Annotated in this window: 26 protein-coding genes and 1 tRNA gene; 16 read left to right on the forward strand and 11 right to left on the reverse strand. The window is 64.5% G+C overall.

Annotated elements, in window-relative coordinates:
• The first annotated feature begins 107 nt into the window (after nucleotides 1–107).
• The 4 genes from AC5RU3_RS00425 to AC5RU3_RS00440 are packed head-to-tail and all read left to right on the forward strand — an operon-like array spanning nucleotide 108 to nucleotide 4,249.
• Nucleotides 108–1,157 (forward strand): FecCD family ABC transporter permease, encoded by a 1,050-nt coding sequence (locus tag AC5RU3_RS00425; protein ID WP_493964602.1) that lies wholly within the window; start codon nucleotides 108–110, stop codon nucleotides 1,155–1,157.
• Nucleotides 1,154–2,221: a FecCD family ABC transporter permease gene (locus tag AC5RU3_RS00430; protein WP_309071696.1), complete on the forward strand. Its 1,068-nt coding sequence runs from the start codon at nucleotides 1,154–1,156 to the stop codon at nucleotides 2,219–2,221. The genes AC5RU3_RS00425 and AC5RU3_RS00430 overlap by 4 nt, the downstream gene beginning before the upstream one ends.
• 1 nt (nucleotide 2,222) lies before the next feature.
• Nucleotides 2,223–3,110, forward strand: coding sequence for an ABC transporter ATP-binding protein (locus AC5RU3_RS00435; protein WP_493964603.1), 888 nt, complete (start codon nucleotides 2,223–2,225; stop codon nucleotides 3,108–3,110).
• Nucleotides 3,107–4,249 carry a siderophore-interacting protein gene (locus AC5RU3_RS00440; protein ID WP_493964604.1) on the forward strand — a complete coding sequence of 381 codons (1,143 nt, stop codon included), beginning with the start codon at nucleotides 3,107–3,109 and terminating at the stop codon, nucleotides 4,247–4,249. The genes AC5RU3_RS00435 and AC5RU3_RS00440 overlap by 4 nt, the downstream gene beginning before the upstream one ends.
• Nucleotides 4,250–4,261: 12 nt before the next feature.
• On the opposite strand, the gene AC5RU3_RS00445 is transcribed toward AC5RU3_RS00440, so the two are convergent.
• Nucleotides 4,262–5,260 carry a diacylglycerol/lipid kinase family protein gene (locus tag AC5RU3_RS00445; protein ID WP_493964605.1) on the reverse strand — a complete coding sequence of 333 codons (999 nt, stop codon included), beginning with the start codon at nucleotides 5,258–5,260 and terminating at the stop codon, nucleotides 4,262–4,264.
• Nucleotides 5,261–5,374: 114 nt separating this feature from the next.
• Between AC5RU3_RS00445 and AC5RU3_RS00450 the strand changes: the two genes are divergently transcribed.
• The 10 genes from AC5RU3_RS00450 (at nucleotide 5,375) to AC5RU3_RS00495 (ending at nucleotide 13,960) form a co-directional block, all read left to right on the forward strand.
• Nucleotides 5,375–5,644 (forward strand): hypothetical protein, encoded by a 270-nt coding sequence (locus AC5RU3_RS00450; RefSeq protein ID WP_458115607.1) that lies wholly within the window; start codon nucleotides 5,375–5,377, stop codon nucleotides 5,642–5,644.
• Nucleotides 5,641–6,450 (forward strand): SGNH/GDSL hydrolase family protein, encoded by an 810-nt coding sequence (locus AC5RU3_RS00455; RefSeq protein ID WP_493964606.1) that lies wholly within the window; start codon nucleotides 5,641–5,643, stop codon nucleotides 6,448–6,450. The genes AC5RU3_RS00450 and AC5RU3_RS00455 overlap by 4 nt, the downstream gene beginning before the upstream one ends.
• A gap of 70 nt (nucleotides 6,451–6,520) precedes the next feature.
• Nucleotides 6,521–7,018 (forward strand): MarR family winged helix-turn-helix transcriptional regulator, encoded by a 498-nt coding sequence (locus tag AC5RU3_RS00460; RefSeq protein ID WP_309071691.1) that lies wholly within the window; start codon nucleotides 6,521–6,523, stop codon nucleotides 7,016–7,018.
• A complete protein-coding gene (locus tag AC5RU3_RS00465; RefSeq protein ID WP_493964607.1) occupies nucleotides 7,015–8,154 on the forward strand; it encodes a glucose-1-phosphate adenylyltransferase family protein in 1,140 nt (379 codons plus the stop codon). Before AC5RU3_RS00460 ends, AC5RU3_RS00465 begins: the two co-directional genes overlap by 4 nt.
• 249 nt (nucleotides 8,155–8,403) lie before the next feature.
• Nucleotides 8,404–8,640, forward strand: coding sequence for a 50S ribosomal protein L28 (gene rpmB, locus AC5RU3_RS00470; protein WP_026545364.1), 237 nt, complete (start codon nucleotides 8,404–8,406; stop codon nucleotides 8,638–8,640).
• Entirely contained in the window at nucleotides 8,640–8,807 is a 168-nt protein-coding gene (gene rpmG / locus AC5RU3_RS00475) for a 50S ribosomal protein L33 (protein ID WP_019481734.1), read from the forward strand. Before rpmB ends, rpmG begins: the two co-directional genes overlap by 1 nt.
• Nucleotides 8,808–8,811: 4 nt before the next feature.
• Nucleotides 8,812–9,117: a 30S ribosomal protein S14 gene (rpsN, locus tag AC5RU3_RS00480; RefSeq protein WP_309072093.1), complete on the forward strand. Its 306-nt coding sequence runs from the start codon at nucleotides 8,812–8,814 to the stop codon at nucleotides 9,115–9,117.
• 254 nt (nucleotides 9,118–9,371) lie between these two features.
• Nucleotides 9,372–9,662 carry an HU family DNA-binding protein gene (locus tag AC5RU3_RS00485; protein ID WP_056544463.1) on the forward strand — a complete coding sequence of 97 codons (291 nt, stop codon included), beginning with the start codon at nucleotides 9,372–9,374 and terminating at the stop codon, nucleotides 9,660–9,662.
• A gap of 135 nt (nucleotides 9,663–9,797) precedes the next feature.
• Nucleotides 9,798–11,954, forward strand: coding sequence for a bifunctional copper resistance protein CopD/cytochrome c oxidase assembly protein (locus tag AC5RU3_RS00490; protein WP_493964608.1), 2,157 nt, complete (start codon nucleotides 9,798–9,800; stop codon nucleotides 11,952–11,954).
• Nucleotides 11,951–13,960 carry an NHL domain-containing thioredoxin family protein gene (locus tag AC5RU3_RS00495; protein WP_493964609.1) on the forward strand — a complete coding sequence of 670 codons (2,010 nt, stop codon included), beginning with the start codon at nucleotides 11,951–11,953 and terminating at the stop codon, nucleotides 13,958–13,960. Before AC5RU3_RS00490 ends, AC5RU3_RS00495 begins: the two co-directional genes overlap by 4 nt.
• Before the next feature lie 6 nt (nucleotides 13,961–13,966).
• Here AC5RU3_RS00495 and AC5RU3_RS00500 read toward each other — a convergent pair whose 3' ends face one another.
• From AC5RU3_RS00500 to panD, 7 genes are all read right to left on the reverse strand, one after another.
• Nucleotides 13,967–14,953, reverse strand: coding sequence for a hypothetical protein (locus AC5RU3_RS00500; protein ID WP_309072096.1), 987 nt, complete (start codon nucleotides 14,951–14,953; stop codon nucleotides 13,967–13,969).
• Between the two features lie 31 nt (nucleotides 14,954–14,984).
• Nucleotides 14,985–16,703 (reverse strand): helicase HerA-like domain-containing protein, encoded by a 1,719-nt coding sequence (locus AC5RU3_RS00505; protein WP_493964610.1) that lies wholly within the window; start codon nucleotides 16,701–16,703, stop codon nucleotides 14,985–14,987.
• A 125-nt stretch (nucleotides 16,704–16,828) separates the two neighbouring features.
• Entirely contained in the window at nucleotides 16,829–18,136 is a 1,308-nt protein-coding gene (locus tag AC5RU3_RS00510) for an ABC transporter ATP-binding protein (protein ID WP_309072098.1), read from the reverse strand.
• Nucleotides 18,137–18,161: 25 nt separating this feature from the next.
• Nucleotides 18,162–19,007 carry a carbohydrate ABC transporter permease gene (locus AC5RU3_RS00515; RefSeq protein ID WP_309072099.1) on the reverse strand — a complete coding sequence of 282 codons (846 nt, stop codon included), beginning with the start codon at nucleotides 19,005–19,007 and terminating at the stop codon, nucleotides 18,162–18,164.
• A complete protein-coding gene (locus AC5RU3_RS00520; RefSeq protein ID WP_309072101.1) occupies nucleotides 19,004–19,939 on the reverse strand; it encodes a carbohydrate ABC transporter permease in 936 nt (311 codons plus the stop codon). Before AC5RU3_RS00520 ends, AC5RU3_RS00515 begins: the two co-directional genes overlap by 4 nt.
• Before the next feature lie 29 nt (nucleotides 19,940–19,968).
• Entirely contained in the window at nucleotides 19,969–21,294 is a 1,326-nt protein-coding gene (locus tag AC5RU3_RS00525) for an extracellular solute-binding protein (RefSeq protein WP_493964611.1), read from the reverse strand.
• Between the two features lie 234 nt (nucleotides 21,295–21,528).
• Nucleotides 21,529–21,957, reverse strand: coding sequence for an aspartate 1-decarboxylase (gene panD, locus AC5RU3_RS00530; RefSeq protein WP_458115601.1), 429 nt, complete (start codon nucleotides 21,955–21,957; stop codon nucleotides 21,529–21,531).
• Nucleotides 21,958–22,055: 98 nt separating this feature from the next.
• On the opposite strand from panD, the gene AC5RU3_RS00535 reads away from it, so the two are divergent.
• On the forward strand, nucleotides 22,056–22,394 hold the full coding sequence (locus tag AC5RU3_RS00535; RefSeq protein WP_493964612.1) for a YnfA family protein: 339 nt from the start codon (nucleotides 22,056–22,058) through the stop codon (nucleotides 22,392–22,394).
• Nucleotides 22,395–22,406: 12 nt separating this feature from the next.
• Here AC5RU3_RS00535 and AC5RU3_RS00540 read toward each other — a convergent pair.
• The 3 genes from AC5RU3_RS00540 to AC5RU3_RS00550 all read right to left on the reverse strand — a co-directional run bounded on the left by AC5RU3_RS00540 (nucleotide 22,407) and on the right by AC5RU3_RS00550 (nucleotide 23,871).
• A tRNA-Gly gene (locus AC5RU3_RS00540) sits at nucleotides 22,407–22,480 on the reverse strand.
• A gap of 36 nt (nucleotides 22,481–22,516) precedes the next feature.
• Complete coding sequence (locus AC5RU3_RS00545; RefSeq protein WP_309072525.1) at nucleotides 22,517–22,810, reverse strand: protealysin inhibitor emfourin; 294 nt, start codon at nucleotides 22,808–22,810, stop codon at nucleotides 22,517–22,519.
• Nucleotides 22,807–23,871 carry a M4 family metallopeptidase gene (locus tag AC5RU3_RS00550; RefSeq protein ID WP_493964613.1) on the reverse strand — a complete coding sequence of 355 codons (1,065 nt, stop codon included), beginning with the start codon at nucleotides 23,869–23,871 and terminating at the stop codon, nucleotides 22,807–22,809. Before AC5RU3_RS00550 ends, AC5RU3_RS00545 begins: the two co-directional genes overlap by 4 nt.
• 103 nt (nucleotides 23,872–23,974) lie before the next feature.
• On the opposite strand from AC5RU3_RS00550, the gene kynA reads away from it, so the two are divergent.
• Nucleotides 23,975–24,829, forward strand: coding sequence for a tryptophan 2,3-dioxygenase (gene kynA / locus AC5RU3_RS00555; protein ID WP_493964614.1), 855 nt, complete (start codon nucleotides 23,975–23,977; stop codon nucleotides 24,827–24,829).
• The last annotated feature ends 19 nt before the right edge of the window (nucleotides 24,830–24,848 follow it).

Genomic DNA, 24,848 nt, shown 5'->3' on the forward strand with positions numbered 1-24,848 from the left:
AAATAGCGAACATTACCGTTTCCTAATCCGGGCATGCATAGGCTAGCCTTACTTGGGTCCGATCCGGTTAATCCGGCGATCTCAGGAGTTGGCCCAGGGAGGCATGCATGGCAGTGGCTGCGCCCGCCTCGCCGCTCCTCCGCCAGCAGCGGTCCCGGAAACGTCCAACAGCCCGTGCACTGCAACTGATTCTGGCCGTTCTCGTCCTCGCGATCGTCTGCGTCGCATCGCTGGCAATCGGGGCACGCCCGATCAGCGCGGAAACTCTGGTGCAGGTACTGACCGCCTATGACTCCGCCAACGGTGATCACGCCGTAGTACTGTCGCGCGTCCCGCGGACCATCGTCGGGCTCCTGGCCGGTGCTGCCCTCGGCCTCGCGGGAGCGGCCATGCAGGGCGTCGCCCGCAACCCCCTCGCCGATCCCGGCATTCTGGGCGTCAACTCCGGTGCTGCGCTTGCCGTCGTCATCGGAATCTTCGTCTTCGGCGTCACCAGCTTCACGGGATACGTCTGGTTCGCCTTCCTCGGAGCGGCCGGAGCAGCGGTGCTGGTCTACGCGGTCGCCAGCCTGGGTCGGGATGGCGCGACACCGGTCAAATTGGCGCTCGCGGGCGCGGCGCTCTCCGCGGGCATGGTTTCGCTGCTGAACGCTGTGCTTGTTTCGAGCCAGCAAACCTTCGATTCTTTCCGCTTCTGGCAGGTCGGCTCAGTGGCCGGCCGGGGGTGGGACGTGATTCTTCCGGTCCTGCCATTCCTGGCCTTCGGCTTCATCCTGACCCTTCTGACGGGCAAGGTGCTGAACAGCCTCTCCCTCGGAGATGACATCGCCCGGGGTCTAGGGCAGAACGTGACCCTCGCCCGCGCGCTGACAGCTCTCGGCGTCGTCGTGCTGTGCGGTGCCGCGACAGCGGCCGCCGGGCCCATCGGGTTTGTCGGCCTCGTTATTCCGCACGTGGTCCGCGCGTTCACTGGACCGGACTACCGCTGGATCCTCCCGTTCTCGATGGTGCTCGCCCCCGTGCTGCTGCTCTGCGCTGACATCCTGGGCCGCGTCATTCTCCCGCCCAGCGAGGTGCAGGTCGGCATCCTGACCGCCGTCATCGGAGCACCGGTATTCGTCTGGCTGGTACGACGCCGGAAAATGGCCGAGCTATGAGCGTCACCACCCGCCCGAACGCCTCCGCGGTGCGCGCAGCCGAGGAGCCTTTGGTCCTCCGGGAGCGCCGTCATCTGCGGACCCAGCGGGCGGTGAAGCTCGCGATCCTGGCGTTCCTGATTGTCGCGCTCGCGGCCGTCACGCTGCTGCTGGGCCGCTACACGGTCACCATCCCCGATTTCTTCCGGATCGTCGGCGGGGTGGACATCCCGGGTGCCAGCTTCATCGTGATGGAGAACCGGATTCCCCGCGTTCTCATCGGGATCATGGTCGGCGCGGCATTCGGGGTAGCCGGGGCGGTGTTCCAAACCATGCTGCGGAACCCGCTCGCCAGCCCCGACATCATCGGAATCAGCTACGGAGCGAGCGCCTCGGCTGTTTTCGCCATTGCGTTCCTCGGAGCTTCCGGGCTCGTGCTGTCCGGATTCGCGATGGTCGGCGCACTTGCGGTGGCCCTGGCCATCTACGCCATCTCACGGCGCGGCTCAGTTGCGGGCTATCGGCTCATCCTGGTCGGCATCGGGTTTTCGGCGGTCCTGCAGTCGGTTGTCAGCTTTCTCCTGACCCGAACGGATATCCGCGTTGCTGCTGACGCGCTGGCCTGGCTGAACGGCTCGCTCAACTCGAGCAACTGGGACCGGGTGACCATCCTGTCGGTTGCCTTGCTGGTCCTGGCACCCGCCGTCGTCGTACTGTCCCGCTCGTTGCGCGGCCTGGAACTGGGAGACGACGCAGCGGCCGGACTCGGCGTGAGCGTCGAGCGCTCGAGGCTCGCGCTCATCGTTACCGGCGTGCTCCTGGCCGCGGTAGCGACGGCGGCAGCCGGGCCCGTTGCGTTCATCGCCTTCCTCTCCGGACCGATTGCCCGGCGCATCCTTGGTGGGTACCGCCCACTGGTCACGGCAGCGCTCGTCGGAGCGGTCATCGTCCTCGGAGCGGACTTTGTGGGCGCGAATCTGATTCCAGGGGTTTCCCTGCCGGTGGGAGTGATCACGGGTGTCCTCGGGGCTCCGTTCCTCCTCTGGCTTCTTGCCACATCCAACCGATCAGGCCAGGGAGGCTGACATGAGGTTGAGCGCCAAGGACCTTTTTCTCGCGTATGACAACCGCACGGTGGTCGAGAACCTGACGGTGGAAGTGCCGGAGGGCAATGTCACGGTCATCGTCGGGGCGAACGCCTGCGGCAAGTCGACGCTGCTCCGGGGCCTCGCCAGGCTCCTGAAGCCGGCGGGCGGAACGGTGCTGCTCGACGGCAAGGACATCCACTCGTTGTCCACCCGATCGGTCGCGAAGACCCTCGGCCTGCTCCCGCAGACACCGGTGGCACCGGACGGCATCGCCGTGGTGGACCTCGTCGGCCGCGGCCGTTACCCACACCAGGGATGGTTCCGCCAGTGGAACGCCGACGACGACGCCGCAGTCGCCTCCGCACTCCGCGTCACCGATACTCTGGAGCTGGCGGACCGCAACGTCGACGAGCTCTCCGGCGGGCAACGGCAGCGCGTCTGGATTGCCATGGCGCTGGCCCAGCAGACGGACATCCTCCTTCTGGACGAGCCGACGACTTTCCTTGATCTGGCACACCAGGTGGAGGTCCTGGACCTCATCACCGACTTGAACCGCAGCGCGGGCACCACGGTTGCGATCGTCCTGCACGACCTCAACCTGGCGGCGCGCTACGCGGACCACCTCATCGCCCTGAAGGGCGGCCGGATCGTCGCTGAGGGAGCGCCCTCGGCCGTGGTCACGGAGGAGACGGTCGCGGAGGTCTTCGGCCTTGAGAGCCGCGTCATGCCGGATCCGATCTCGGGTACGCCCATGGTGGTACCCGTTGGACGCCACCATGCAACCCACAGAACCACCCCCGCACGAGCCAGCGTGGAACGTGAGCAGGGTTTTTTAGCGAACCCGCAGGACGGGCTACCCGCACTGACAATGGAGGCAGCATCGTGACAGAAGTCAGCACCACCCGCCCCGCCCGGAGGAGCGCACGGGCTGCGGCCGACGCCGGCCAGTCCGCGGTGCCCGCCATCCGTGCCTTCGACGTCGTAGTCAGCCGCGTGGAGCACCTCAGCGCCAATTTCCGGCGCATCACCTTCGGTGGCGCCTGCCTGTCCGACTTCGGAGTCCAGGGGCACACGCTCGACCTCCGCATCAAGGTGATGATCCCGCCGGTCGGCGGCGGGTCCGCCGACCTCGGAGCACTGATGGAGGATTCCGGCAGCGGCTGGTACCAGCAGTGGCTCTCGCTCGACCAGGCCGAGCGCGGTGACATGCGAACCTACACGGTGCGCGCCTCCCGCTGCCACCAGGCGATCCCGGAACTGGACGTCGACTTCGTGATGCACCTCGACGACGACGGCAGGGGCGGGCCTGCCTCGCAGTGGGCGGCGGCAGCTGAGCCCGGCGACCGGGTCTGGATCATCGGGCCGAATCTTCATGCCGCGACCTGCTCCACGGCCGGCGCGTACGGCGGCATCGAATGGCGTCCCGGCCTGGCCCAGAATGTCCTGCTCGCCGGTGATGAGACAGCGGTTCCGGCAATCAGCGCGATCCTTGAATCGCTGCCCGAGGACATCAGCGGACACGCTTTCCTCGAGGTGCCTGCCGGTTCGGACTGCCAGGAGATTCAGACGCGGTCGGGCGTCGGTATCAGCTGGCTCGTCCGCGGCGGGCGTCCGCACGGTGAACTGCTGGATGCCGCCGTTCGCCAGGCGGTCAAGGTCCCCGGCTGGGTCTCCCTGGCTGCGCCGTTCCGGGTCAGCCTCGGTTCGGACACTCCCTCCGGGCAGGCACTCGCTGCGGCCGCGGGCCGCGTCGGCGGGCCCGAGCGGGCAGCCGGTCCTGAGCCGGAGGATATCGACGTCGACAGGACCATCCTCTGGGAGACGCCTCAACTGCTGGATGCCGCGGCGCTCGACGGTTCCCTGAACCCGGACAAACCCGCCGGCGCGCTGCCCTTCTACGCCTGGATCGCAGGTGAAGCTGCAGTAGTGCGGGAGCTGCGCCGATACCTGGTGCGCGATGTCGGCATCGACCGCAAGCAGGTAGCGTTCATGGGCTACTGGCGCCGGGGTAAGGCAGAGGGGTAAGCGGCCCGGCCCCTATGGGGTCGGGTCGGTAAGGATTGCCGGATCCTTCTTGCCGTACGGCATGCGCAGCTTCAGCGAGCTTGGCTCCACTCGCAGGGCCATGTGCCGGCCCTTGCCGAGGTGGTCGCCGTCGAGTTCGATCTCCAGCGGAGAGTCCACCTCGATCTCGGCGGTCTTGCACTGGTAGTACTCCAGCGACGGGTCCTTGCCCTTGCCGCGCGCAAGCAGCTTGCCGAGTACGGCGAACCAGCCGAATGCACCGCTCGGCGCGATGGTCATGACGTCCAGGAGGCCGTCGTCGAGCTTGGCGCCGGGGAAAATCTCCAGACCGCCCATAATCTTCCCGCAGTTGCCGCCCATGACGCTCCGCAGCCGACCGTTGATGCGCCTGCGTCCGTCGAGTGTGATGCGAACCCGGGACGGCTTCCCGGGCAGGTTCCTGATACCAGCGTCGACATAGGCCAGCCAACCGACCTTGTCCTTCAGGTCGTCGCGGGTGTCAGCCATGATCGCGGCGTCGAAACCGAGCCCCGCCATGACAAGGAAGACGTGAGCATCCTGTGCGCGGTCCACATTCACGTAGACGACGTCGATGAGACGCTCGGTTCCGCCCAGTGCTGCCTCCACCGCCCCTTTAGGATCATCGACGTCGATATCGAGGTTCCGGGCGAGCAGGTTGCCGGTGCCCAGCGGAAGGAGTCCAAGGGCCGTCTCGGTGCCCGCAAGCTCCTCAGCCACGCACCGAACGGTGCCGTCTCCGCCTGCAGCGATAACGACGTCGACATCTGCCTTGAGCGCCTCCCGCGCCTGGCCGTGGCCCGGATCATCCGCGGTGGTCTCGAGGAAGAGCGGCTCCTGCCAGCCCTTCTCGAGGCTCAACTCCGTGACAATGGCGCGAATGTCCTCAGTCGTCGGCTTGACCGGGTTGAGGATCAGGGCAGCGCGCTTTGTGCGCGACTCGGATTGGGTATCAACCTGCGGCTCAGACTCTGTGTCCGGTAAAGAAGCCATGCGTGTTCTCCTGACGGCGGTGGTTCTGAATCGAGCTTAGCGTCTGCCCCTTGCCCGGTGTGCGGGTGGTTTCGGCGGATTATGCTGGGTGGGCAAAACCGAGAAGGAGGAGCAATGACACAGGACCAGTCCAATGCAGGCACGTCCCATGCAGGCGAGGGCAGCGCACAGGAGGAGGGCGCTCCCGAAGGCAACCCCTCCGGCGGGTCGCCCACGTTCCCCAACCCGTCAACCGCTCGCCCCACCGGCGACACCACTGGCTTCAACGGTTCGTACACCGAAACCGAGCACCACACCCAGCACGAGTACGACGCCGAGCACCAGCAGAACCCGTCCGACGGCGACGCCGCCGAAGGATCCGATCAGGAAGACCACCGCTCTTGACCACTAAATTCCCGGGGGAGACCTTCGCACACCGCTATGTGGCCCTGGGAGATTCCTTCACCGAAGGGGTCGGGGACTGGGACCCGCAGAGTCCCAACGGTGTGCGTGGCTGGGCTGACCGCGTTGCCGAGCAACTGATCCTCGCCGATCCCTCCTGGGGTTACGCGAACCTGGCGATCCGTGGCAAAAAGATGCGGCAGATCCTCGCCGAGCAGGTCGACGCCGCCCTGGCACTCAAGCCGACGCTCGTCACCGTCTACGCCGGCGCCAATGACATCCTGCGCCCTTCCATCGACCTGGACGCTCTGCTTGCCGAGTACGACGCCGGGATCGCCCGCCTGCGCAGCAGCGGAGCCGCCGTCGTGCTCTTCACGGGCTTCGACTCGTCGAAGTCGGCGGTTTTCGCGAAGACGCGCGGGCGTACTGCCATCTATAACGAACTCGTCCGGGAGATTGCGGACCGGCATGATGCCGAATTGGTCGATTACTGGCGGATGCGGGAGTTCCAGAATTGGGGCTACTGGGACGTCGACCGGATGCACATGGCCGCTGCCGGACACACTTTGATGGCGGTCCGGGTGTTGCAGGTGCTGAAGTCAGCGCACAGCATTCAAGTGCCGGAACTGGAGGCGCGTCCGGCAGCATCGCGGCTCGTGCAGCTCCGCAAGGACGCGGTGTGGGCACGGGACTACCTCGGGCCCTGGGTCGGCAGACGGTTACGCGGTCAGTCCTCCGGGGATGCCCTTCCCCTGAAGTACCCGAACCTGACGCACCCGGTGTGGACTCGGCAGACCACGTCACCGTAGAAGCGTCACCGTGGGGGCGTCACCGTAGGAGCATCACCGTAGGGGCGGCGCTTCTGCAAGAATGAGTCCTATGACTGGCGCGCGGTGGTTGAATCCTGCGGAAAGACAAGCGTGGCTGGCCCTCTATGCGGTGGCGACCATGCTGCCCGGCACGCTGGACGCGGACCTGAACCGCCGCGCCAAGATTACGCTTTTTGACTATCACGTCCTGGCGATGCTGTCCGAGGCGGAGGACCGCACCCTCCCCATGAGCGACCTCGCGGGCCGCTCGAATGCCTCGCTGTCCCGGCTGAGCCACGTGGTCACCAAGCTCGAAGCCCGCGGCTGGGTGCAGCGGAGCCAGAGCACCCGGGATCTCCGGGTTACCACCGCCACCCTTACCTCCGACGGTCTTGAGAACCTGCAGGAGCTGGCGCTCGAACATGTTGAGTACGTACGCCACCTGGTATTCGACGGGCTTGACGAGCAGGATGTTGCGGACCTGGAGCGGGTGGGCAAGAAGATCCTCGCCCGGCTCGATTCGGCGCATTGGATTCTCAGGCAGTCCCAGCCGGTGGGATCGGCATGAGCGAGCCGTCCATCCTGGCGGTCATCCTGGCCGGCGGCACGGGCGGGCGGCTCGGTCCGCTGACGGACCACAAGGCAAAGCCGGTGGTGCCGGTGGGCGGAACCTATCGGCTGATCGACATCCCGCTGTCCAACCTGCACCACAGTCACATTTCCGACGTGTGGGTGGTGGAGCAGTACCAGCCCAAGTCCATCAATGACCATCTGGCGAACGGCCGCCCCTGGGACCTCGACCGCACCAACGGCGGCCTGAGGGTACTGCCTCCCTTCGAGGGAGAGCACGGAGAGGGCTTCGCGGCTGGAAACGCGGACGGCCTGTACCGGCAGTCGGAGTACATTCGTGAGTTCAATCCCAATCTGGTGCTGGTGCTCAGTGCCGACCACCTGTACCAGCTCGATTACCGCGATGTGGTGAAGACCCACCAGGACACCGGCGCTGTCCTCACCATGGTGACAACCAGGTTCGACGGCGATGCTTCCCAACACGGCGTGGTGGAGGTGGAGGAGGGCCTGGTGACGGGATTCGAGTACAAGCCGGAGAGCCCGCGCTCGGACCTGGTCGCTGCGGAAGTCTTCCTGTACTCCGCGGATGTCTTGCTGGACACGCTGGCGGAACTGTATGAGCGGGAGGGGGAACTGGAGGACTATGGGGACCAGCTCATCCCGCACCTCGTCGAGACCGGCACGGTCGCCGAGCACCGGCTCGAGTCCTACTGGCTGGACCTGGGCACACCAAAGAATTACCACCGCGCACATATGGACCTGCTGGCCGGGAACGGCCTTGACTTCGACGATCCTGCCTGGCCCATCCTCAGTGCGAGTCCGCGCCGTCTGCCCGCGTTCATTGCTGACTCGGCGCACATCGGATCCAGCCTCATCTCCCCGGGAGCCCGCATCGCCGGCTCGGTGACGAACAGCGTGATCGGGACGGACGCGGTGGTCGAGGAGGGCGCCGTCGTCGAACATTCAGTGGTGTTGAACCGTGCGCACATTCCCGCCGGCGCGGTGCTGCGCTCCGTTATTGTCGATGCCGATGCCCAGGTTCGTCCCGGCACGGAAGTGGGGGAGTCGGGCGCGATCACCGTGATCGGGGCCGATGGGGAGGCATTCAGGCCGGACGAGTCGAACGGCAGCTGAGCGCACCGCGATTGGTCTTAAAGCCGCCTGCCTCCTAGAATAGAAAGGCATCAGGTGGCGGAGCGTGCGCAATTGCTTCGGTTCTCGTGGGTTTTTCCGTTCGAGGGCCGGTAGTTAGGGGCTCAGGTTGCGCGAAATCGCGAACATCTCACGGTCGTTCGGACCGCGTTGAAGGTGACGCCTCTGCATGCACCTCATGGCAGGTAGAACACTCTGCTACTTGCTTTATTCAATCTTTGGAGGATCATCATGGCAGCTCACTGCCAAGTGACTGGGGCCGAGCCGGGCTTCGGGCACAGCATCTCGCACTCGCACCGGCGCACCAAGCGCAGGTTCGACCCGAACATTCAGAAGAAGCGCTACTGGGTTCCATCCCTGCGCCGTAATGTAACGCTGCAGGTTTCCGCCCGCGGCATCAAGACCATCGACGTCCGCGGTATCGACGCCGTCGTCGCTGAGATCCAGGCTCGGGGAGTGAAGCTCTAATGGCAAAGGACAAAGACGTACGTCCGATCATCAAGCTGAAGTCCACGGCCGGCACCGGTTACACCTACGTAACCCGCAAGAACCGCCGTAATGACCCGGACCGCATGGTTCTGATGAAGTACGACCCCAAGATTCGCAAGCACGTCGAATTCCGAGAGGAGCGCTAAACACATGGCTAAGAAGTCAAAGATTGCTCGCAACGAGCAGCGCAAGGTCATTGTTGAGCGCTACGCGGCCAAGCGCCTCGAGCTCAAGAAGACGCTTGTTGACGAAAACGCAACCGACGAGGCTCGTGAGGCTGCACGCCTCGGCCTGCAGAAGCTGCCCCGCAACGCTTCACCGGTGCGCCTGCGCAACCGCGACCAGATCGACGGGCGCCCCCGCGGCACCCTCCAGAAGTTCGGTATCTCGCGCGTTCGTTTCCGCGAGATGGCACACCGCGGCGAGCTGCCCGGCGTGACCAAGTCCAGCTGGTAAATATTCCGGCTTGACGCAGTGAAAATCAGGACGGCGACCACATGGTCGCCGTCCTGATTTATCTTAAGCGGTGGAGACGGCGTGGTCGGTCTTCGGACGCCATATCCTCTCCAACAGGCCCATATTCCGCCACATCACGGGCAAAAACCCCCATTTCTGCGGGAGATCGCGGTTGAAGCTGATAGGTTTTCCTCCAGAAGCTTCGCCAGACGGTGAGGTTCTGAATAATCCGCACAAGTCCAGGAGGACATACATTGGCTAAGAAAGAGACCAAGAACCGCAGCGAACTGGTGGCCGAGGTAGCAGCAAAGGCTGACACCAGCCAGACTGCCGTGAACAGCGTGCTCGACGCCCTGTTCGACGTTCTCGCTTCCTCTGCCAAGAACGACGTCAAGGTCACCATCCCGGGCTGGCTGGCAGTCGAGCGCACCGAGCGTGCAGCTCGCACCGGTCGCAACCCCCAGACGGGCGAGACCATCGAGATCGCAGCAGGCAGCAGCGTCAAGCTGACCGCAGGCTCCAAGCTCAAGGCTGCCGTCAAGTAGCCCAGCAGAATTCAGGGACTGCCACCACGCGGTGGCAGTCCCTGTTTCGTTTAACTGTTCTGCGAAACCGAGCCTGTGAGCAGGCTTCGTGCGGCGGAGCACGTTAGTTGGTCGTTGTTCTACTGCGGGTAGACAATGGAAAGCGTGGCCACAACAACCAACCAGTCGAAACCCGGCAACACCGGCGCCACCGGGCAGTCCGGGGTCCAGCCGGGCTGGCTGATCGCTGCCGGCATCGCCCTCTTGACCGCGGTGGTGCTGGCACTCGCCTTCTCCGGCGCCGCAGCACCCCGGCAGCTGAGCGACCCGGGATCACTCACGCGGTGGGGGCTACCCCTGTCGAAAGCCGTGCACAATATCTCGGTGGCCGCCGTCATCGGATCCCTTGCCTTCGCGGTGGTGATCCTGCCGAGGCAGGTGCGCTCGCGCGGAGGATCCAGCGGCGCCGGTTCCTCCGAATCCACCTCGGTACCAGACGAGTCTCCGGCCTTCTCCAGGGTCATGTCGCTTGCGTCGTGGGCCGCGGTTGCCTGGACCCTTTCAGCCCTTGCCGTGCTGGTGCTGACGTACTCCGACGCATCCGGCCTTCCCCTGAGCGGCGAACCGGCCTACACCCAGGGGCTCGCGTCCTACCTCACAGACTTCGACACCGGTCGTGCCTGGCTTTCCACCACGATGATTGCCGCCGTCGTTGCCACCATGACGTTCGGCGCCCGTTCCAGCCTGTGGCTTGCCCTCACGCTCGTCCTGTCGCTCGGTGGGCTGCTCCCGATGGCACTGATCGGCCACTCTGCCAGCGGGGACGACCACAACGCCGCCGTGAACTCCATCCTGCTTCACCTGGTCGGGGTCTGCCTCTGGGTGGGCGGCATCGTGGTCCTCGCCATCATCGGCGGAAAGCTGGGAACCCAGACGACGGCCGTGCTGAAGCGATTCTCTGCGCTCGCCGGGTTCGCATTCGCGCTGGTCTTCCTCTCGGGCATCATCAACGCAAGCCTCCGGATCGGAAGCCTTTCACAACTGGGTTCCGAGTGGGGCCTGCTGGTGACCTTCAAGGCCATCGCAACCATCCTCCTCGGTGGTATCGGCCTGATGCACCGGCAGTGGATCATTCCGCAGCTCGATACCAACATGTCCGCGCGCCGGGTTCTCTGGCAGCTCATCGCCGTCGAACTGGCCATCATGGGCGCTGTATCGGGAGTCGCCGTTGCGCTGGCGCGGACCGCGCCTCCGCGTTCCGAGGATCTGCAGCCCGATGCCACGCCGGCGCGCATCCTCACCGGCTATGAGTTGCCTCCGGAGCCGACGGCGATGCGCTGGCTCACCGAATGGCGCCCCGACTGGCTCTGGATCGCCTTCACCCTCACGGTCGCGGCAGCGTACATCCTGGGCGTTGTGAAGCTGCGCCGCCGGGGTGACTCCTGGCCGGTACTCAGGCTCATCTCCTGGTTCATCGGACTGATCGCACTCACCTACTTCACCTCCGGGGCTCCGGCGATCTACGGCATGGTGTTGTTCAGCGCGCACATGATCGACCACATGGCGCTGACCATGGTTGTGCCGCTGTTCCTGGTGATCGGCGCACCGGTCACCCTGGCCCTGAAGGCATTGACGCCCCGCAGGGACGGCAGCCGGGGCATCCGCGAGTGGATACTCGTGATCGTCCACTCGAAGTTCTCGGCGCTGGTGACGCACCCGCTGTTCGCCGCTGCCAACTTCGCCGGGTCGATCGTGATCTTCTACTACTCGCCGCTGTTCGGCTTCGCGCTGCGTGAGCACGTGGGGCACGAGCTGATGATCCTCCACTTCCTCCTCACCGGGTACATCTTCGTACTGACGATGATCGGCACCGACCCCGTGCCGCGGCGTGCGCCTTTCCCGTTGCGGCTGCTGCTGCTCTTCGCCACCATGGCCTTCCACGCGTTCTTCGGCGTGGCCCTGACCGGCAGCACCTCCCTGCTGCAGGCCTCCTACTTCGGCAACATGGGCCGGGAGTGGGGGCCGTCAGCCCTTGAGGACCAGCAGATCGGTGGTGCAGTGACCTGGGGCATCGGAGAGGTTCCAACGCTCCTGCTCGCCATCGGCGTCGCGGTGATGTGGTCCCGCAGCGATGCGCGGGAGTCGCGGCGCAAGGACCGTGCCGCGGACCGGAATAACGACGCCGAGCTCTCTGCTTATAACAACATGTTCGCCTCGCTGGCCGAACGGGAGGGGACCCGGCCTGCGACGCGTCGCCCTTCATCCGAAACTCCCGCAGGACAGCGCTCAACCCCACCAGGAGATCCTGAATGACCGAAACCTCGCTCCGCGTCGGCTACCGCGTCCGCGCGTCAGAACTCGTCGGGCGGAACTGGCTCAACACCGGGGGCAGGCAGCTGACGCTTGAGGACCTGCGGGGGAAGATCGTCCTCCTCGACTTCTGGACGTTCTGCTGCATTAATTGCCTGCACGTCCTCGACGAGCTGCGACCGCTCGAAGCGAAGTACTCCGACGTCTTCGTCACGGTGGGCGTACACTCGCCCAAGTTCGAGCATGAGGCTGATCCGGTTGCCCTCGCCGCAGCGGTGGAGCGGTATGAGATTCACCACCCGGTCCTTGACGACCCCGAGCTCGATACCTGGCAGGCCTACACGGCGCGGGCCTGGCCGACCCTGGTTGTCATCGACCCCGAGGGTTACATCGTGGCGCATCTCTCCGGTGAGGGCCACGCGGCCGGCCTCGAATCACTCGTCGAGGAACTGGTCGCCGAGCATGAGGCGAAGGGCACGCTGCACCGCGGTGACGGCCCTTACGTGCCCGCCGAGCCCACCGCCGGCAACCTGCGTTTCCCGGGCAAGGTGCTTGCGCTGCCTACAACCAATACGTTCCTCGTGGGGGACAGCGGCCACCACCGTCTCGTCGAGCTTGAGGCTGACCTTGAGACCGTGCGGCGCACCATCGGCTCGGGCACGAGGGGCTTCGCCGACGGCGGCCCGGACGAGGCGCAGTTCAATGAACCGCAGGGTCTGGCCCTCCTCCCGGCGCCGATAGCGCGCCGGGTAGGGTACGACGTCGTCATCGCTGACACTGTGAACCACCGCTTGCGGGGGGTGGCACTGGAAACCGGTGCGGTGCGCACTGTCGCGGGCAACGGCGTCCAGCGGCTGCTCGATGCCGGTAACCAGGTCAAAGCGCGGCCGGTGGAGTTGCAGGAGGTCTCCCATGACCTGGGCGGAGACGCAGAGGACATCCCCGAGGATGCAGCGCCGCGGCTGGAGGACACGTTCCTCGGTACGGACGCCCTCAACATCTCCCTCTCCTCACCGTGGGACGTCATCTGGTCGACCGCCCTGGAGCGGATTGTCGTAGCCATGGCCGGGACGCACCAGATCTTCACCTTCGACCCGCTGACCGGCGCCGTGGACATCCTCGCCGGCACCGGCCTGGAGGGCCTGCTCGACGGCGATTCCACCGCTGCCTGGTTCGCGCAGTCCTCCGGCCTGGCCGAGGACGCACACGGGAATATCTGGGTTGCCGATTCCGAAACGTCGGCCTTGCGCGTGCTGAGCTTCCTCACTGTCAACGGCAGGAGCCGCACGCAGGTGCAGTCGGCGATCGGTACGGGGCTTTTCGACTTCGGGTTCCGGGACGGTGAGGCCGAACAGGCGCGTCTTCAGCATCCGCTGGGTGTGACCGCGTTGCCGGACGGATCCATTGCCATCGCCGACACCTACAACGGCGCAATCCGTCGGTATGACCCCTCAACGAGGCAGGTCTCGACCCTCCTGCGGGGACTGGCGGAGCCCTCCGATGTGCTGGTGGACCAGGCACCGGTGGAGTCGGGCGGCGAGCCGTTGCTCATCGTCGTCGAGGCGAACAAGCATCAGCTGGTCCGGGCGCCGATCCCCAAGGAAGCTCTCGCAGTGGATGAGGGTGCCTCGCAGACGCAGCGGCCCAAGACAGCGGTGGCCACGGGAGAGTTCGGCGTGACCGTGCGGTTCAGCGCGCCGAAGGGCCAGAAGCTGGATGACCGCTGGGGTGACCCGACGCAGCTCAAGATCTCATCGTCGCCGGAATCACTTCTGGTCTCGGGTGGTGGAACCGGCGTCGGGCTGCAGCGGCAGCTCGTCCTCTCAGACGAGGTATCCGAGGGCGTTCTGCACATCACCGCGCGGGCAGCGGCCTGTGACGGTGAGCCCGGCGGCGAAATACCGGACCACGCAGCTTGCCACCTGTACCAGCAGGATTGGGGCATTCCGGTCACTCTCGGCGCCGGCGGTGAAAAGGAACTGACGCTGGACCTGCGCGGCCTCGACTAGACGGCGCTAGTACTCTACGACCGGGGTTACCGTGATGCCCTCGTCGGTGACGGCGAGGCGCGCGGTGAACCCGTATTCCTGGGGGACGGTGACCGGTTCGATGACCCCGGTGAACAGGTCCTGCAGGCTGGTCTCGAGCTGAACGGTTCCTGTGAGCGGGGCGATAACCCAGTCGCCGTTGAACGGTTCGATGCGGACTTCCGGGTACTCGGTGATGGACCACTTGATGGGCCCGGCCACCCGGCGTTCGGTCTCGAAACCGAAGGGGCAGTTGGCCGGCTGGAACACGGTCTGCTTGGCACAGTCGTCGAGGAACGTCTTCAATTGCGCCGTGACGGCATCGGTCAGCGCCGGGGTTGCCGCCGTTGCGAGGTTGAGACCGGCCGGTGCTTGCTGGCGGTCGGTGACGGCGACGGTCTGGGCGGGCGCGGCAAAATACTCGCTCGTGTAGTGGGCCTCCACCTCGGCCGGATAGAAGGCAGCAAACCGGTTGCGGCCCTCAGGCATCAGCACGCGGGTGCCGTTGAGCGTGGCATCGTTCTGGTTGATCACCGACACCTCGAGCATGGGTAGCGTCGAGGGCACAAACTCCCAGCGATCGAAGAAAAGCCACTCCGTGCCGGTCTTCTCCAGCTGGAAAGCGGTGGCGTGTGCGGCGTCATCAATCGTGTAGTTGACGTCCACCTCCACGCGATTCTCTCCCGCCGCCTGTGGCTCGCCGACCTGCACATTTTCGACGCCCTGCGCTGCCCGTTGCAGGGCCGGACCGTCCAGAAGCGCTGCATTCGTTGAGTCCGGAACGGAGGCGTTGAGCAGTCCCAGCGCCCGCTCTCCCTCGCCCTGACGCAGCGCCTCCAAATAGCTTTCGACCTGCTGGTGAGGACCGTATACCCGCGTATTGACGAGCATCACGGTTGCAATTGCCGCCACGATTGCCAGCATGAGCCCAAGCAGCCAGGCGGCCAGGACTCGGATCAGGCGGGACGAATGCACCCTCTTACGTTACCCAATGGCAGTGCCAGACCTACCAACGACGACGTCGGCGCTTCCGCTGCGTCCCGAAAAGCCCACGGACCAGCTCTACGCCGATGGTGCCGGCGGCCTTGAGGGCGAAGTCCATTACCTCGTTCGTCTCATGCTGTTTTCTGCCTGCAGGCGGGGCATGCCAACCGCCGTCGGGAGCCTGCTGCCCGGCACGCGGCGCCGGGCGTTCAGCACGGGCAGTTGGCGGCCGGCTGCTGGGCCGGCCCAGGATCTCCTCCTCAATACGGCGCGCCTCGGCGTCGATCTCCGCCTGACTGGGCATGCGCCCGCCCGCGGGTGATGACGGCGTCGGCGTCGTCGTCGTGGGTCGCGCTTCCGGACTGTCTTGTGGAGCGGAGAGCTTCTCGAACGCGGAATGGCTGTCGATAGGTGTGCCGTAATCGCCGAGGAGTGGCGAGTTCTTCACGATGTCCTCCACGACGCCTGCGGGCGAGGGCCCCATGACGGACTGTGGAGTGAATATCCGCGTCCAGGCCACCGGGGTGGGCGCGCCCGATTCGTTCATGACGGTGACCACGGCCTCCCCGATGCCGGCGGTTGTCAGTACCTCTTCGAGATCGTAGGGGCTCATCGGGAAGGTGGAGACGGTGGACTTGAGGGCTTTCGCGTCATCCGGTGTGAACGCCCGCAGGGCATGCTGAACCCGGTTTGCGAGCTGGCCCAATACCTCCGCGGGCACGTCCCGTGGGGTTTGGGTGACGAAGAAGATCCCGACGCCCTTGGAGCGAATGAGGCGCACGGTGGTGTGGATGGACTGCAGGAACGCTTTCGAGGCACCGTTGAACAGCAGGTGAGCTTCATCGAGGAAGAACACCAATTTGGGCTTCTCGACGTCCCCGACCTCCGGAAGATCGGCGAAGAGGTCTGCGACAAGCCACATCAGGAACGTGGAGAAGAGTTGCGGCTTCTGCTGGAGCGTGGGCAGTTCCAGGCAACTGATGATGCCGCGACCTTCCGCGTCCGTGCGCAGGAGATCAGCAGTGTCGAATTCCGGTTCACCGAAGAAGCGGTCCATGCCCTGCGCCTCCAGAGTGACAAGCCCGCGGAGGATAACGCCCGCAGTTGCCTTCGAGAGCCCCCCAAGCTGGTCCAGAGCGCTCTCACCCTCATCGGATACAAGGAATGCGATGACGGCGCGAAGGTCCGCGAGGTTGAGAAGCTCAAGGCCGGCCTTGTCGGCGTAATGGAACACCAGTTGCAGGCTGGACTCCTGCGTTTCATTCAGGTCGAGGACGCGCGCAAGCAGCAGGGGACCGAAGTCGGAGATGGTTGCCCGGATAGGAACGCCGGTGCCGTCACCACCAAGGGAGAAGTATTCCACCGGGAAATTTCCGGGAGTCCACCTTTGGCCGACCGACTGGGTCCGCCGAAGGAGCTTGTCGCTCCCCGTGCCCGGCGTCGACAACCCGGTGAGATCCCCCTTGATGTCGGCAAGGAAGACGGGCACTCCGTTGGTGCTGAGCTGTTCAGCAAGGACCTGGAGAGTGATCGTTTTTCCGGTCCCTGTGGCACCGGAGACGAGCCCGTGACGGTTCATCATGGCCAGCGGCAGACGCACCGCCGTCCCCGGGTGGACAGTACCGTCGACGATGGCCGCGCCGAGCTGCACTGCCGGGCCCTCGAAGGTATAGCCGGCCGCGATCTTCTCTGCGTGCTCCGCGGTCGATGCCTGCGTGTTTGCTGCCTCTTTGCTCGCCATAGCCTCAGGCTACAACCACTCTCAGGCACCGGCGCCGGCACAGGCAGGAATCTCCGCGACACGAAGCGACGCCGGCACCCTGGTGAGTGCCGGCGTCGTCAGTCAGGCGGTGAATATGGCGTGCGTCAGCTCACCGCCCGGTGGCTTCCGCCTCCGCCACCGTTGCCTGTACTCGTAGTGCTGTGTTCGTGGTCCGCATCGCGGGCGCTGGCGATCTCCTCGGCGCGTTCCTCATTGGCCTCTGCAGTCAGTGCCGCACCCGCCTCTGCATCGCGGGTGAGGTTCTCGCCTGTCTCGGGATCGAACAGGTGCAGCTTGCGGGTATCAAGCCAGATCTCTGACTCACGGCCGCCTCGGATCCGGCTCGCCGCGTCCAGCGTAACCACGACCTGTGGCCGCAGTTCGTCGGCGTCCATGTCCCGGGCAAGGTTGTTCAGCAGTTCACGGACCTCGGGGGAGGGGTCGAAGTTGATGTAGCCGTACTGCTCGTTGCCGAGCCACTCAGTGTGAGTGAGCGTGGCTTTGAACGTCGAGCCGTGCGGCTTCTTCGCCTCGTCGACGAGTTTGGCGTCCTCGAAGAACTCCGGACGGACCCCAACCAGCACGACCTTGCGGCCGGCTGCCTTGGCTGCACGGTCGGCAGGGATGTCCAGTGCACCCAGCGATGTCTGGAGCTTGCCGTTCTCTATGGTCGCGGGAAGGAAGTTCATCGACGGGGAACCGATGAAGCCGGCCACGAAGAGGTTGACCGGCTGTTCATACAGCTCACGAGGCGATGCAATCTGCTGCAGCTCGCCCTTCTTCAGCACCGCAACGCGGTCGCCGAGGGTCATCGCCTCGGTCTGGTCGTGGGTGACGTACACGGACGTTGTGCCGAGCCGACGCTGCATCTGTGAAATTTCTGACCGCATCTGTCCGCGCAGCTTCGCGTCGAGGTTCGATAGCGGCTCGTCGAAGAGGAACGCGTCTGCCTGCCGCACGATTGCCCGGCCCATGGCAACACGCTGCCGCTGGCCGCCGGAGAGGTTCGCCGGCTTGCGCTGCAGGTGGTCGGTCAGTTCAAGCGTTGCCGCGGCTTCCGTGACGAGCCGCTGCACTTCCTCCTCACTGTGCCGGCCCTTGGCCAGACGGAGGGGGAACGCAATGTTCTCAAAGACCGTCAGGTGCGGGTAGAGCGCATAGTTCTGGAACACCATCGCGAGGTTCCGATCACGCGGCGCCTTCGAATTGACCCGTTCGCCATTGATGTAGAGGTCACCCGAGGTGATGTCCTCGAGCCCCACGATCATGCGCAGGAGGGTGGACTTGCCGCAGCCCGACGGGCCCACCAGGATGATGAACTCGCCGTCCTCGATATCGATGCTGATGTCGTTGACAGCGGGGAACCCGTCCCCGTACTGCTTGACGAGGTTCTTGAGCGTTATAGAAGCCATGTTCTGGATCCTCTTCCTTCGGTTCTCAACCCTTGACTGCGCCCTGGGTCAGGCCTGAAACGATCTGCCGCTGGAACAGGAGTACCAGCAGTACAACCGGAATGGTGACGATGATTGCCGCCGCTGAAATTGCGCCGGTGGGGGACTCGAACTGCGAAGCCCCTGTGAAGAACGCCAGCGCCGCAGGCACGGGCCGCGCCGCTTCCGTTGACGTCAGCGAGATGCCGTAGACAAAGTCGTTCCAGGCGATGAAGAAGGCGATGATCGCCGTCGTGAACACACCCGGTGCAGCGAGCGGAACGATCGCCTTGCGGAACGCCTGCCACGTCGTTGCCCCGTCCACCTGGGCAGCCTGCTCCAGCTCCCACGGAATCTGCCGGAAGAACGCAGCGAGGGTCCAGATGGAAATTGGGAGGGTGAGTGACAGGTACGGAATGATCAGGCCGAGCCAGGTGTCGTACAGGCCGATATTGCGCCACAGGTTGAACAGCGGTGTCACGATGGAGATAACCGGGAAAATCGAAACGGCCAGCGCCGTCGTAAGAATCAGTTTCTTCCCGGGGAAATCAAGACGGGCAATCGCGTAGGCACACAGCGTCGCCAGCACGACGGCGATGAAAGTTGCGATCAGCGAGATCCCGATCGAGTTCCACAGCGCGGTGAGGAAGAGGCCCTGCGCATCGCCCACCAGGATCTGCTCGTAGTTGGCCAGCGTTGCCAGCCCCGGGGTGGGAAGGAAGCGCCCGTTGGTCAGATCTCCCGGAGACTTGAACGAGGTGGCCAGAATCGATGCCACAGGGAACAGCGCGTAAACCAGAACCGCGATCGAGATGATGGTCCATACAAGCTTTTGACGGCCGGTCGACTTCATCGCTTTCCTCCTGTTGATCCGGCGAGGTCCACCTTGAAGACCTTGATGGCAATGAAGCTGATCAAGAGAACGCAGGCGAAGAGAAGGACGGACACTGCCGAGCCCAGCCCGATCTCCAGCCGGCTGATGGACGTTCGATAGGCAAGGAGCGAGAGCACCTCAGTGCCGTATTGGCCGTTGGTCATGATGAACACGTTGTCGAATATTCGGAAGGCATCGAGGGCCCGGAAGAGGACCGCGACCATGATCGCTGCCTTCATGTTCGGGATGATGACCTTGCGCATCTGCTCCCACCAGGTGGCGCCGTCGACCTTCGCGGCCTCGGTCAGCTCATCCGGAACCTGCGCGAGGCCGGCCAGGAGGAGGAGCGAGATGAACGGGGTCGTCTTCCAGATTTCCGAGGCCATGATGACCGGAAGGGCGGTGCTCGCCTGTGCGAACCAGTTCAGGTCCGCATCGATGCCCGGCACCCAGTCGAACCAGGCGTTGACGTAGCCCGAGCTGATGTCGAACGCGTAGAACCAGGCATACGCGGAGACAACAGTGATGATGCCGTAGGGAACCAGGATGGCCGTGCGGAGCCAGCCCCGTACTGCCTTCAGCGCCCGGTGCATCACCAGGGCCAGGGCGAAACCGAGGACGAGTTCAACGGCGACAGTCACCACAGTGATCAGAAGCGTCACGACGAGGTCCCGCCACCAGACCGGATCGCTCAGGATGGTCACGTAATTCTGGAAGAAGATGAACTCGCGCTCATCGGGGGCGGTCAGGCGGAACGCGTAGAGGGAGTCGAAGAACGCCTGAAGAATCGGATACAGCGTGACCGCGAGCATGATGATGAATGCCGGGCCTGCAAGGATCCAGCCGAGGCGCCGCTCAGCCTTGGCCCTGTCGCTGTAATCGTTGTTGCGGTTGCGGCCATTTGTTTTCATGGCCTCGGGGTTCTTGGTGATCGCGCTGGTCACAACAGCCTCTCCCCTTTCAGGACGGAGGTGATGAAGTCTGCCGATTGCTCTGGCGTTGTTTCCGGATCAACCTGTTCCGGTGGCGTCCAGGTCTGCTGCAGGCCGCTGGAAATCTCGTTGTAGAACGGTGTCTGCGGGCGAGGGGCCGCAAGCTCCAGTGATTCGCGGATGGTCTCCGCCATCGGGAACAGCTCCTCGATCTGGGGGTCCTCGTAGGCCTCCGAGTTTGAGGGAGGGTTACCGTTTGTCAGGAAGTACTCGGTCTGGTTCTCCGGCTTCACGATGCACTCGATCGCCTGGTAGGCCAGATCGGGAGCGTCGCTGCCGGCGCCCACGCCGAGGTTGATGCCTCCGAGCGGTGGAGCGGCTTCCTGGTCTTCGGTGACCCGCGGATAGAGTGCCCACCCGATGTCATCGAGCACTGACTGGTCAAGGGATCCTTCCTCGACAGCACCCTGGGTGGCCGGCCAGACGAAGGGGTAATTGACCATGAAGGAACCGGTATCGCCCTGGAAGAGAATCAGCGAAGTGTTCTCGGTCGACGTTGCGATACCTGGGCCGCCCAGGCCCTCCTCGCCGATCGTACCGATGATTCGCGCGGCTTCCTGACCGGCGTCGCTCGCGATGCCCAGTTCTATCTCGTCAGCGGGAGCCTCCGGATTCTCGAGGATGGTCCCGCCGGCTGACTCGACCAGGGAATTGATCCAGACCGTCATCGATTCAGCCTGGGAACCCTGAACTCCGAGCTCCACGTCCTGGGATGCTGCTACCTCCATGAGCTGGTCCCAGGTGACGGGCTGCGACATGTCGAGCCCCGCTTCCTCAGCCACCGACTCGCGGTACCAAAGGATTTGGGTGTTGGCCCAGAAAGGCACGGTGACTAGCTCGTCCTCGTATGTCGCACCCTGCAGAGCGCCCTCAAGGGTGTTCTCGGTTGTGCTCTCCGCGATGTCTTCCGGTACGGGAGCAAGGAATGTGGCCAGTTCCGGAACGAACGGAGGGTCGATGCTCATGATGTCGAGGGAATCGTCGCCCGCTGCAAGCCGCCGTGCCAGTTGCTCTCGCTGGGCTGCCGCATCATTGGGGAGAAGCGAGGTTTCGATTCGGTATTCACCCCCGGCTTCCTCGGTGCACCGTTCCGCGATTGCGGCCTGTCCGCCGGCATCGGGGTTGATGTACCAGGTCAGAGTCGGCGCTCCGGAATCCGCCGGCCCACAGCCGGTGAGGAGGAGCGAACCCAACCCGAGCGTAGTGACTACCTTGGCGCCGGCCCTCTGCCGGAGCCGCTTTTGTTGCTGATCGATCCTGCGATTTCCCGGCATACGTACCTCGCCTCCACATCGAGCATGAGCAGCCCTGGCCCAGACACTGCAATCAATCAGACACTGCGGTGAAAAGGGCCGGAGCAACGTTTTGTCTTCTCGACCCTAAGCCTTCTGACTAATTTCCGCTAGGCGGATTGTCGCTAGTCTCCGCGTGTCCCTAAAGACAACACGCAATACAGAAATGGCTCCGCAGAATTTGCGGAGCCATCTGGATAGTGTCTTTGGCGCAAACTAGAGAAGCGCCGCATTATTGAGCGCGAACGGTGGCCGCTGCAGCCCTTCCGTCAGGCCCTCGGCCGGATCGTTGCCGAGTTCGATGATTCTGTTGTCAGCATTGACGTGCACGATGGTGGGCACATAGGAGTGCGCCTCTTCCGTGGTCATCGCGGCGTACGTGATGAGTATGACAGTGTCGCCCTCATGCACCAGATGCGCTGCCGGACCGTTGATCCCGAGGACACCTGAGCCGCGCTCACCGGCGATGGTATAGGTTTCGAGCCGGGCGCCGTTGGTGACATCCACAATCGAAACCATCTCACCCGGCAGGATGTCTGCGGCTTCGAGCAGGTCCAGGTCAACGGTCACCGAACCGACGTAGTGCAGGTCTGCGTGGGTGACTGTGGCCCGGTGGATCTTGGACTTGAACATTGTGCGATTCATCGCGTCAAGTCTACGCTCGCCCAACTTCGCCTGCCATGTGGCCTTGCGCACCAACTTGCGCACCCGACGGTTCCCTGCTGCAGGGAAATAATGGGGCCATGAACCTACTCCTTGTTGCAGTCCTCTTCGCCCTTGCCGCGCTCGCCGAGATCGGCGGAGCCTGGCTTGTCTGGCAGAGCGTGCGCGAGGGCCGGCCATGGTGGTGGGCGGGGCTGGGCGTGATGGCCCTCGGCACGTACGGGTTCGTGGCAACGCTGCAGCCCGACGCTCATTTCGGCCGGATCCTTGCCGCTTACGGCGGTGTCTTCGTGGTGGGATCACTTGTGTGGGGGATGGTCCTCGACGGCTTCCGCCCTGACCGCTGGGACGTCATCGGAAGCGCAGTCTGCCTGACCGGAGTTGCGGTGATCATGTTCGGACCCCGCTCACCGAGCTAGAGCTACACATCGTGGAGCGGGCGACGGGAATCGAACCCGCGTATCGAGCTTGGGAAGCTAGCGCTCTACCATTGAGCTACGCCCGCATGCGGCCTGAACCGCTCCATAAACACTACAACATGTCAGCGGGGCCCTTCACCCGCCTGGTTCCCGTGCTGGCTGGAATTTTTCACCCACTCCACCAGTTCCTTCCAAGGACCTTGCACCGCACTTTCGCCGACCGTTACCTCGCGGTAGCCGACCACCACGATGTGATAGACGAAGCGGTCGCGTTGCGCGTCCTCCGACTCGCCGGGATCAGCCTGCTCGAGGAGTGGAAGCCAGTGCTCTTCCGCTTCGGTTGGGCTCACCTCCACACTCCAGGTCCGGGTCATCCCGGCGAAGCCTCCGGACCGTGAGACCTCGATGCGGGTCACAGCACACCCACCTCCCGCCACCCGTACTCCACTGCCTGCGGGACGGGGGAGCCTTCCCCGTAACGCGCGTTCGCAGCATTGACCGTGATGTCCGCGAACTGGGCAAAGTCACAATCGGCGGGAACATTGCCGCCCGCGGCGGCGTCATACCAGACCTGCCCCGCATGTTCCCAGGCATAACCGCCGATTCGCGTTGCGGCAATGTAGAACGCTTGATTGGGAATGCCCGAGTTGATGTGGACTCCGCCGTTGTCGGACGTGGTGTCCACGAAGTCCGCCATGGTGGCGGGCTGCGGATCCTTGCCGAGGATGTCGTCGTTATAGGCAGTGCCCGGAGCCTTCAGTGACCGCAGCGCATTGCCCTCCACCTGGTCGGTGAACAGACCCTCGCCGACCAGCCAGCTCGCGGCATCTGCGGACTGGCCACGCTCGCGCTGTTCGACCAGGACTCCGAAAACGTCGGAGATGGACTCGTTGAGCGCACCCGACTGGCCCTGGTACCTCAGGTTCGAGGTGTACTGGGTGAACCCATGGGCCAGCTCGTGACCGATCACCGTCAGCGACGCGGTGAACCGCCCGAAGATCTCGCCATCCCCGTCACCGAAAACCATGCGGGAACCGTCCCAGAACGCGTTGTCATACTGACGCCCGTAATGGACGGTGGCGTTCAGCGGCAGGCCGGCGTCGTCGATCGAGGCTCGGCCGTACACCTCACTGAAGAGTTCATGCGTTGCGCCGAGGCCCGCATACGCCTCATCGACCGCCGGGTCACCCGTGGCCGGATCACCCTCCCGGCGGGCCGGCTCGCCGGGCAGCGACTCGGATCCGCGAGCATCCGAGATGGTTCGGCGGAGAGCCAGCACGACGGCGGTGCCCGCTCCGCGCGAGGGATCCCTCGGAGCAGCGGCACGGGCGCTATGGATCGGGTCCAACTGCACGAGCGCCCGCCGGGCGGCAGCAGCTGCCTCGTGGTGCTCAGGCGCCTGCAGGCTGGCCAGCCGTGCGAGCAGGTAGGGCGGGACGATGCTGCAGTGTGAGTGGGCATCTGCGCGTGTGTTCATGCTGCCTCCTTGGTTGGTCCAAACGTAGTGCCCGCCTCTGACAGTCATCAATGGCTGGACCCGGGACGGCTGCATCGCGCGCTCAACGAACTACGCTGAGTGCATGAGCGTGGAGCGGAACACCCGCAACCTTGAAGAGGGCATCGAGAAGGACTTCTCCGGGAAGATGACCTACGGCTCCTACCTCGCTCTCGATGCCCTCTTGTCCGCCCAGCATCCGGTCAGCCGGCCGGAGCATCATGACGAAATGCTGTTCATCATCCAGCATCAGACCTCGGAGTTATGGCTGAAGCTCGTGCTGCATGAGCTGGGCGCGGTGAGGACCCATCTGCGTGCGGACGACCTGCGTGCGGCGATGAAGGGCATCGCGCGGATCAAGCACATCCAGCGGTCGCTCACCGAGCAGTGGTCGGTGTTGGCGACCCTCACACCGTCGGAGTATGCCGAGTTCCGCGGTTCACTCAAGGCGGCCAGCGGCTTCCAGTCGTACCAGTACCGTGCGGTGGAGTTCCTCCTCGGCAACAAGAACGCCGCCATGCTGCAGGTGTTTGAGAGCGACGCGCAGGCTTTGGAGCTTCTGTCCGCCCTGCTGCAGGAGTCGAGTATCTATGACGAGTTCATCCACTATCTTTCCCGGCGCGGCTACAACATTCCCGAGGAGCTGCTCGAACGGGACGTCACGCGCGCTCACGAGTTCAACCCCGGGCTAGTCCAGGTGTACAAAACCGTCTACGAGGACTCCGCTACGCACTGGGACGTCTACGAGGCCTGCGAGGAACTCGTGGACCTTGAGGACAATTTCCAGTTGTGGCGATTCAGGCACCTGAAGACGGTGGAGCGCACCATCGGCCACAAGACGGGAACCGGGGGGTCGAGCGGCGTGGGCTTCCTCCAGAAAGCGCTCGAACTGACCTTCTTCCCGGAGCTGTTCGCGGTCAGAACGGAGATCGGACGCTGATGTCTCCAATGGGAGCAGC

It is taken from the genome of Arthrobacter sp. MDB1-55, from assembly GCF_059092925.1.

What these genes read in the sequence shown, in the direction of transcription:
- AC5RU3_RS00445 (WP_493964605.1), bottom strand. Translation starts at nt 5,260, where the DNA reads ATGGCTTCTTTACCGGACACAGAGTCTGAGCCGCAGGTTGATACCCAA.
- AC5RU3_RS00435 (WP_493964603.1), top strand. Translation starts at nt 2,223, where the DNA reads ATGAGGTTGAGCGCCAAGGACCTTTTTCTCGCGTATGACAACCGCACG.
- AC5RU3_RS00425 (WP_493964602.1), top strand. Translation starts at nt 108, where the DNA reads ATGGCAGTGGCTGCGCCCGCCTCGCCGCTCCTCCGCCAGCAGCGGTCC.
- rpsN (WP_309072093.1), top strand. Translation starts at nt 8,812, where the DNA reads ATGGCTAAGAAGTCAAAGATTGCTCGCAACGAGCAGCGCAAGGTCATT.
- AC5RU3_RS00490 (WP_493964608.1), top strand. Translation starts at nt 9,798, where the DNA reads ATGGAAAGCGTGGCCACAACAACCAACCAGTCGAAACCCGGCAACACC.
- AC5RU3_RS00450 (WP_458115607.1), top strand. Translation starts at nt 5,375, where the DNA reads ATGACACAGGACCAGTCCAATGCAGGCACGTCCCATGCAGGCGAGGGC.
- AC5RU3_RS00515 (WP_309072099.1), bottom strand. Translation starts at nt 19,007, where the DNA reads ATGAAGTCGACCGGCCGTCAAAAGCTTGTATGGACCATCATCTCGATC.
- AC5RU3_RS00505 (WP_493964610.1), bottom strand. Translation starts at nt 16,703, where the DNA reads ATGGCGAGCAAAGAGGCAGCAAACACGCAGGCATCGACCGCGGAGCAC.
- kynA (WP_493964614.1), top strand. Translation starts at nt 23,975, where the DNA reads ATGAGCGTGGAGCGGAACACCCGCAACCTTGAAGAGGGCATCGAGAAG.
- panD (WP_458115601.1), bottom strand. Translation starts at nt 21,957, where the DNA reads ATGAATCGCACAATGTTCAAGTCCAAGATCCACCGGGCCACAGTCACC.
- rpmG (WP_019481734.1), top strand. Translation starts at nt 8,640, where the DNA reads ATGGCAAAGGACAAAGACGTACGTCCGATCATCAAGCTGAAGTCCACG.
- AC5RU3_RS00550 (WP_493964613.1), bottom strand. Translation starts at nt 23,871, where the DNA reads ATGAACACACGCGCAGATGCCCACTCACACTGCAGCATCGTCCCGCCC.
- AC5RU3_RS00535 (WP_493964612.1), top strand. Translation starts at nt 22,056, where the DNA reads ATGAACCTACTCCTTGTTGCAGTCCTCTTCGCCCTTGCCGCGCTCGCC.
- AC5RU3_RS00495 (WP_493964609.1), top strand. Translation starts at nt 11,951, where the DNA reads ATGACCGAAACCTCGCTCCGCGTCGGCTACCGCGTCCGCGCGTCAGAA.
- AC5RU3_RS00430 (WP_309071696.1), top strand. Translation starts at nt 1,154, where the DNA reads ATGAGCGTCACCACCCGCCCGAACGCCTCCGCGGTGCGCGCAGCCGAG.
- rpmB (WP_026545364.1), top strand. Translation starts at nt 8,404, where the DNA reads ATGGCAGCTCACTGCCAAGTGACTGGGGCCGAGCCGGGCTTCGGGCAC.
- AC5RU3_RS00460 (WP_309071691.1), top strand. Translation starts at nt 6,521, where the DNA reads ATGACTGGCGCGCGGTGGTTGAATCCTGCGGAAAGACAAGCGTGGCTG.
- AC5RU3_RS00510 (WP_309072098.1), bottom strand. Translation starts at nt 18,136, where the DNA reads ATGGCTTCTATAACGCTCAAGAACCTCGTCAAGCAGTACGGGGACGGG.
- AC5RU3_RS00520 (WP_309072101.1), bottom strand. Translation starts at nt 19,939, where the DNA reads ATGAAAACAAATGGCCGCAACCGCAACAACGATTACAGCGACAGGGCC.
- AC5RU3_RS00525 (WP_493964611.1), bottom strand. Translation starts at nt 21,294, where the DNA reads ATGCCGGGAAATCGCAGGATCGATCAGCAACAAAAGCGGCTCCGGCAG.
- AC5RU3_RS00465 (WP_493964607.1), top strand. Translation starts at nt 7,015, where the DNA reads ATGAGCGAGCCGTCCATCCTGGCGGTCATCCTGGCCGGCGGCACGGGC.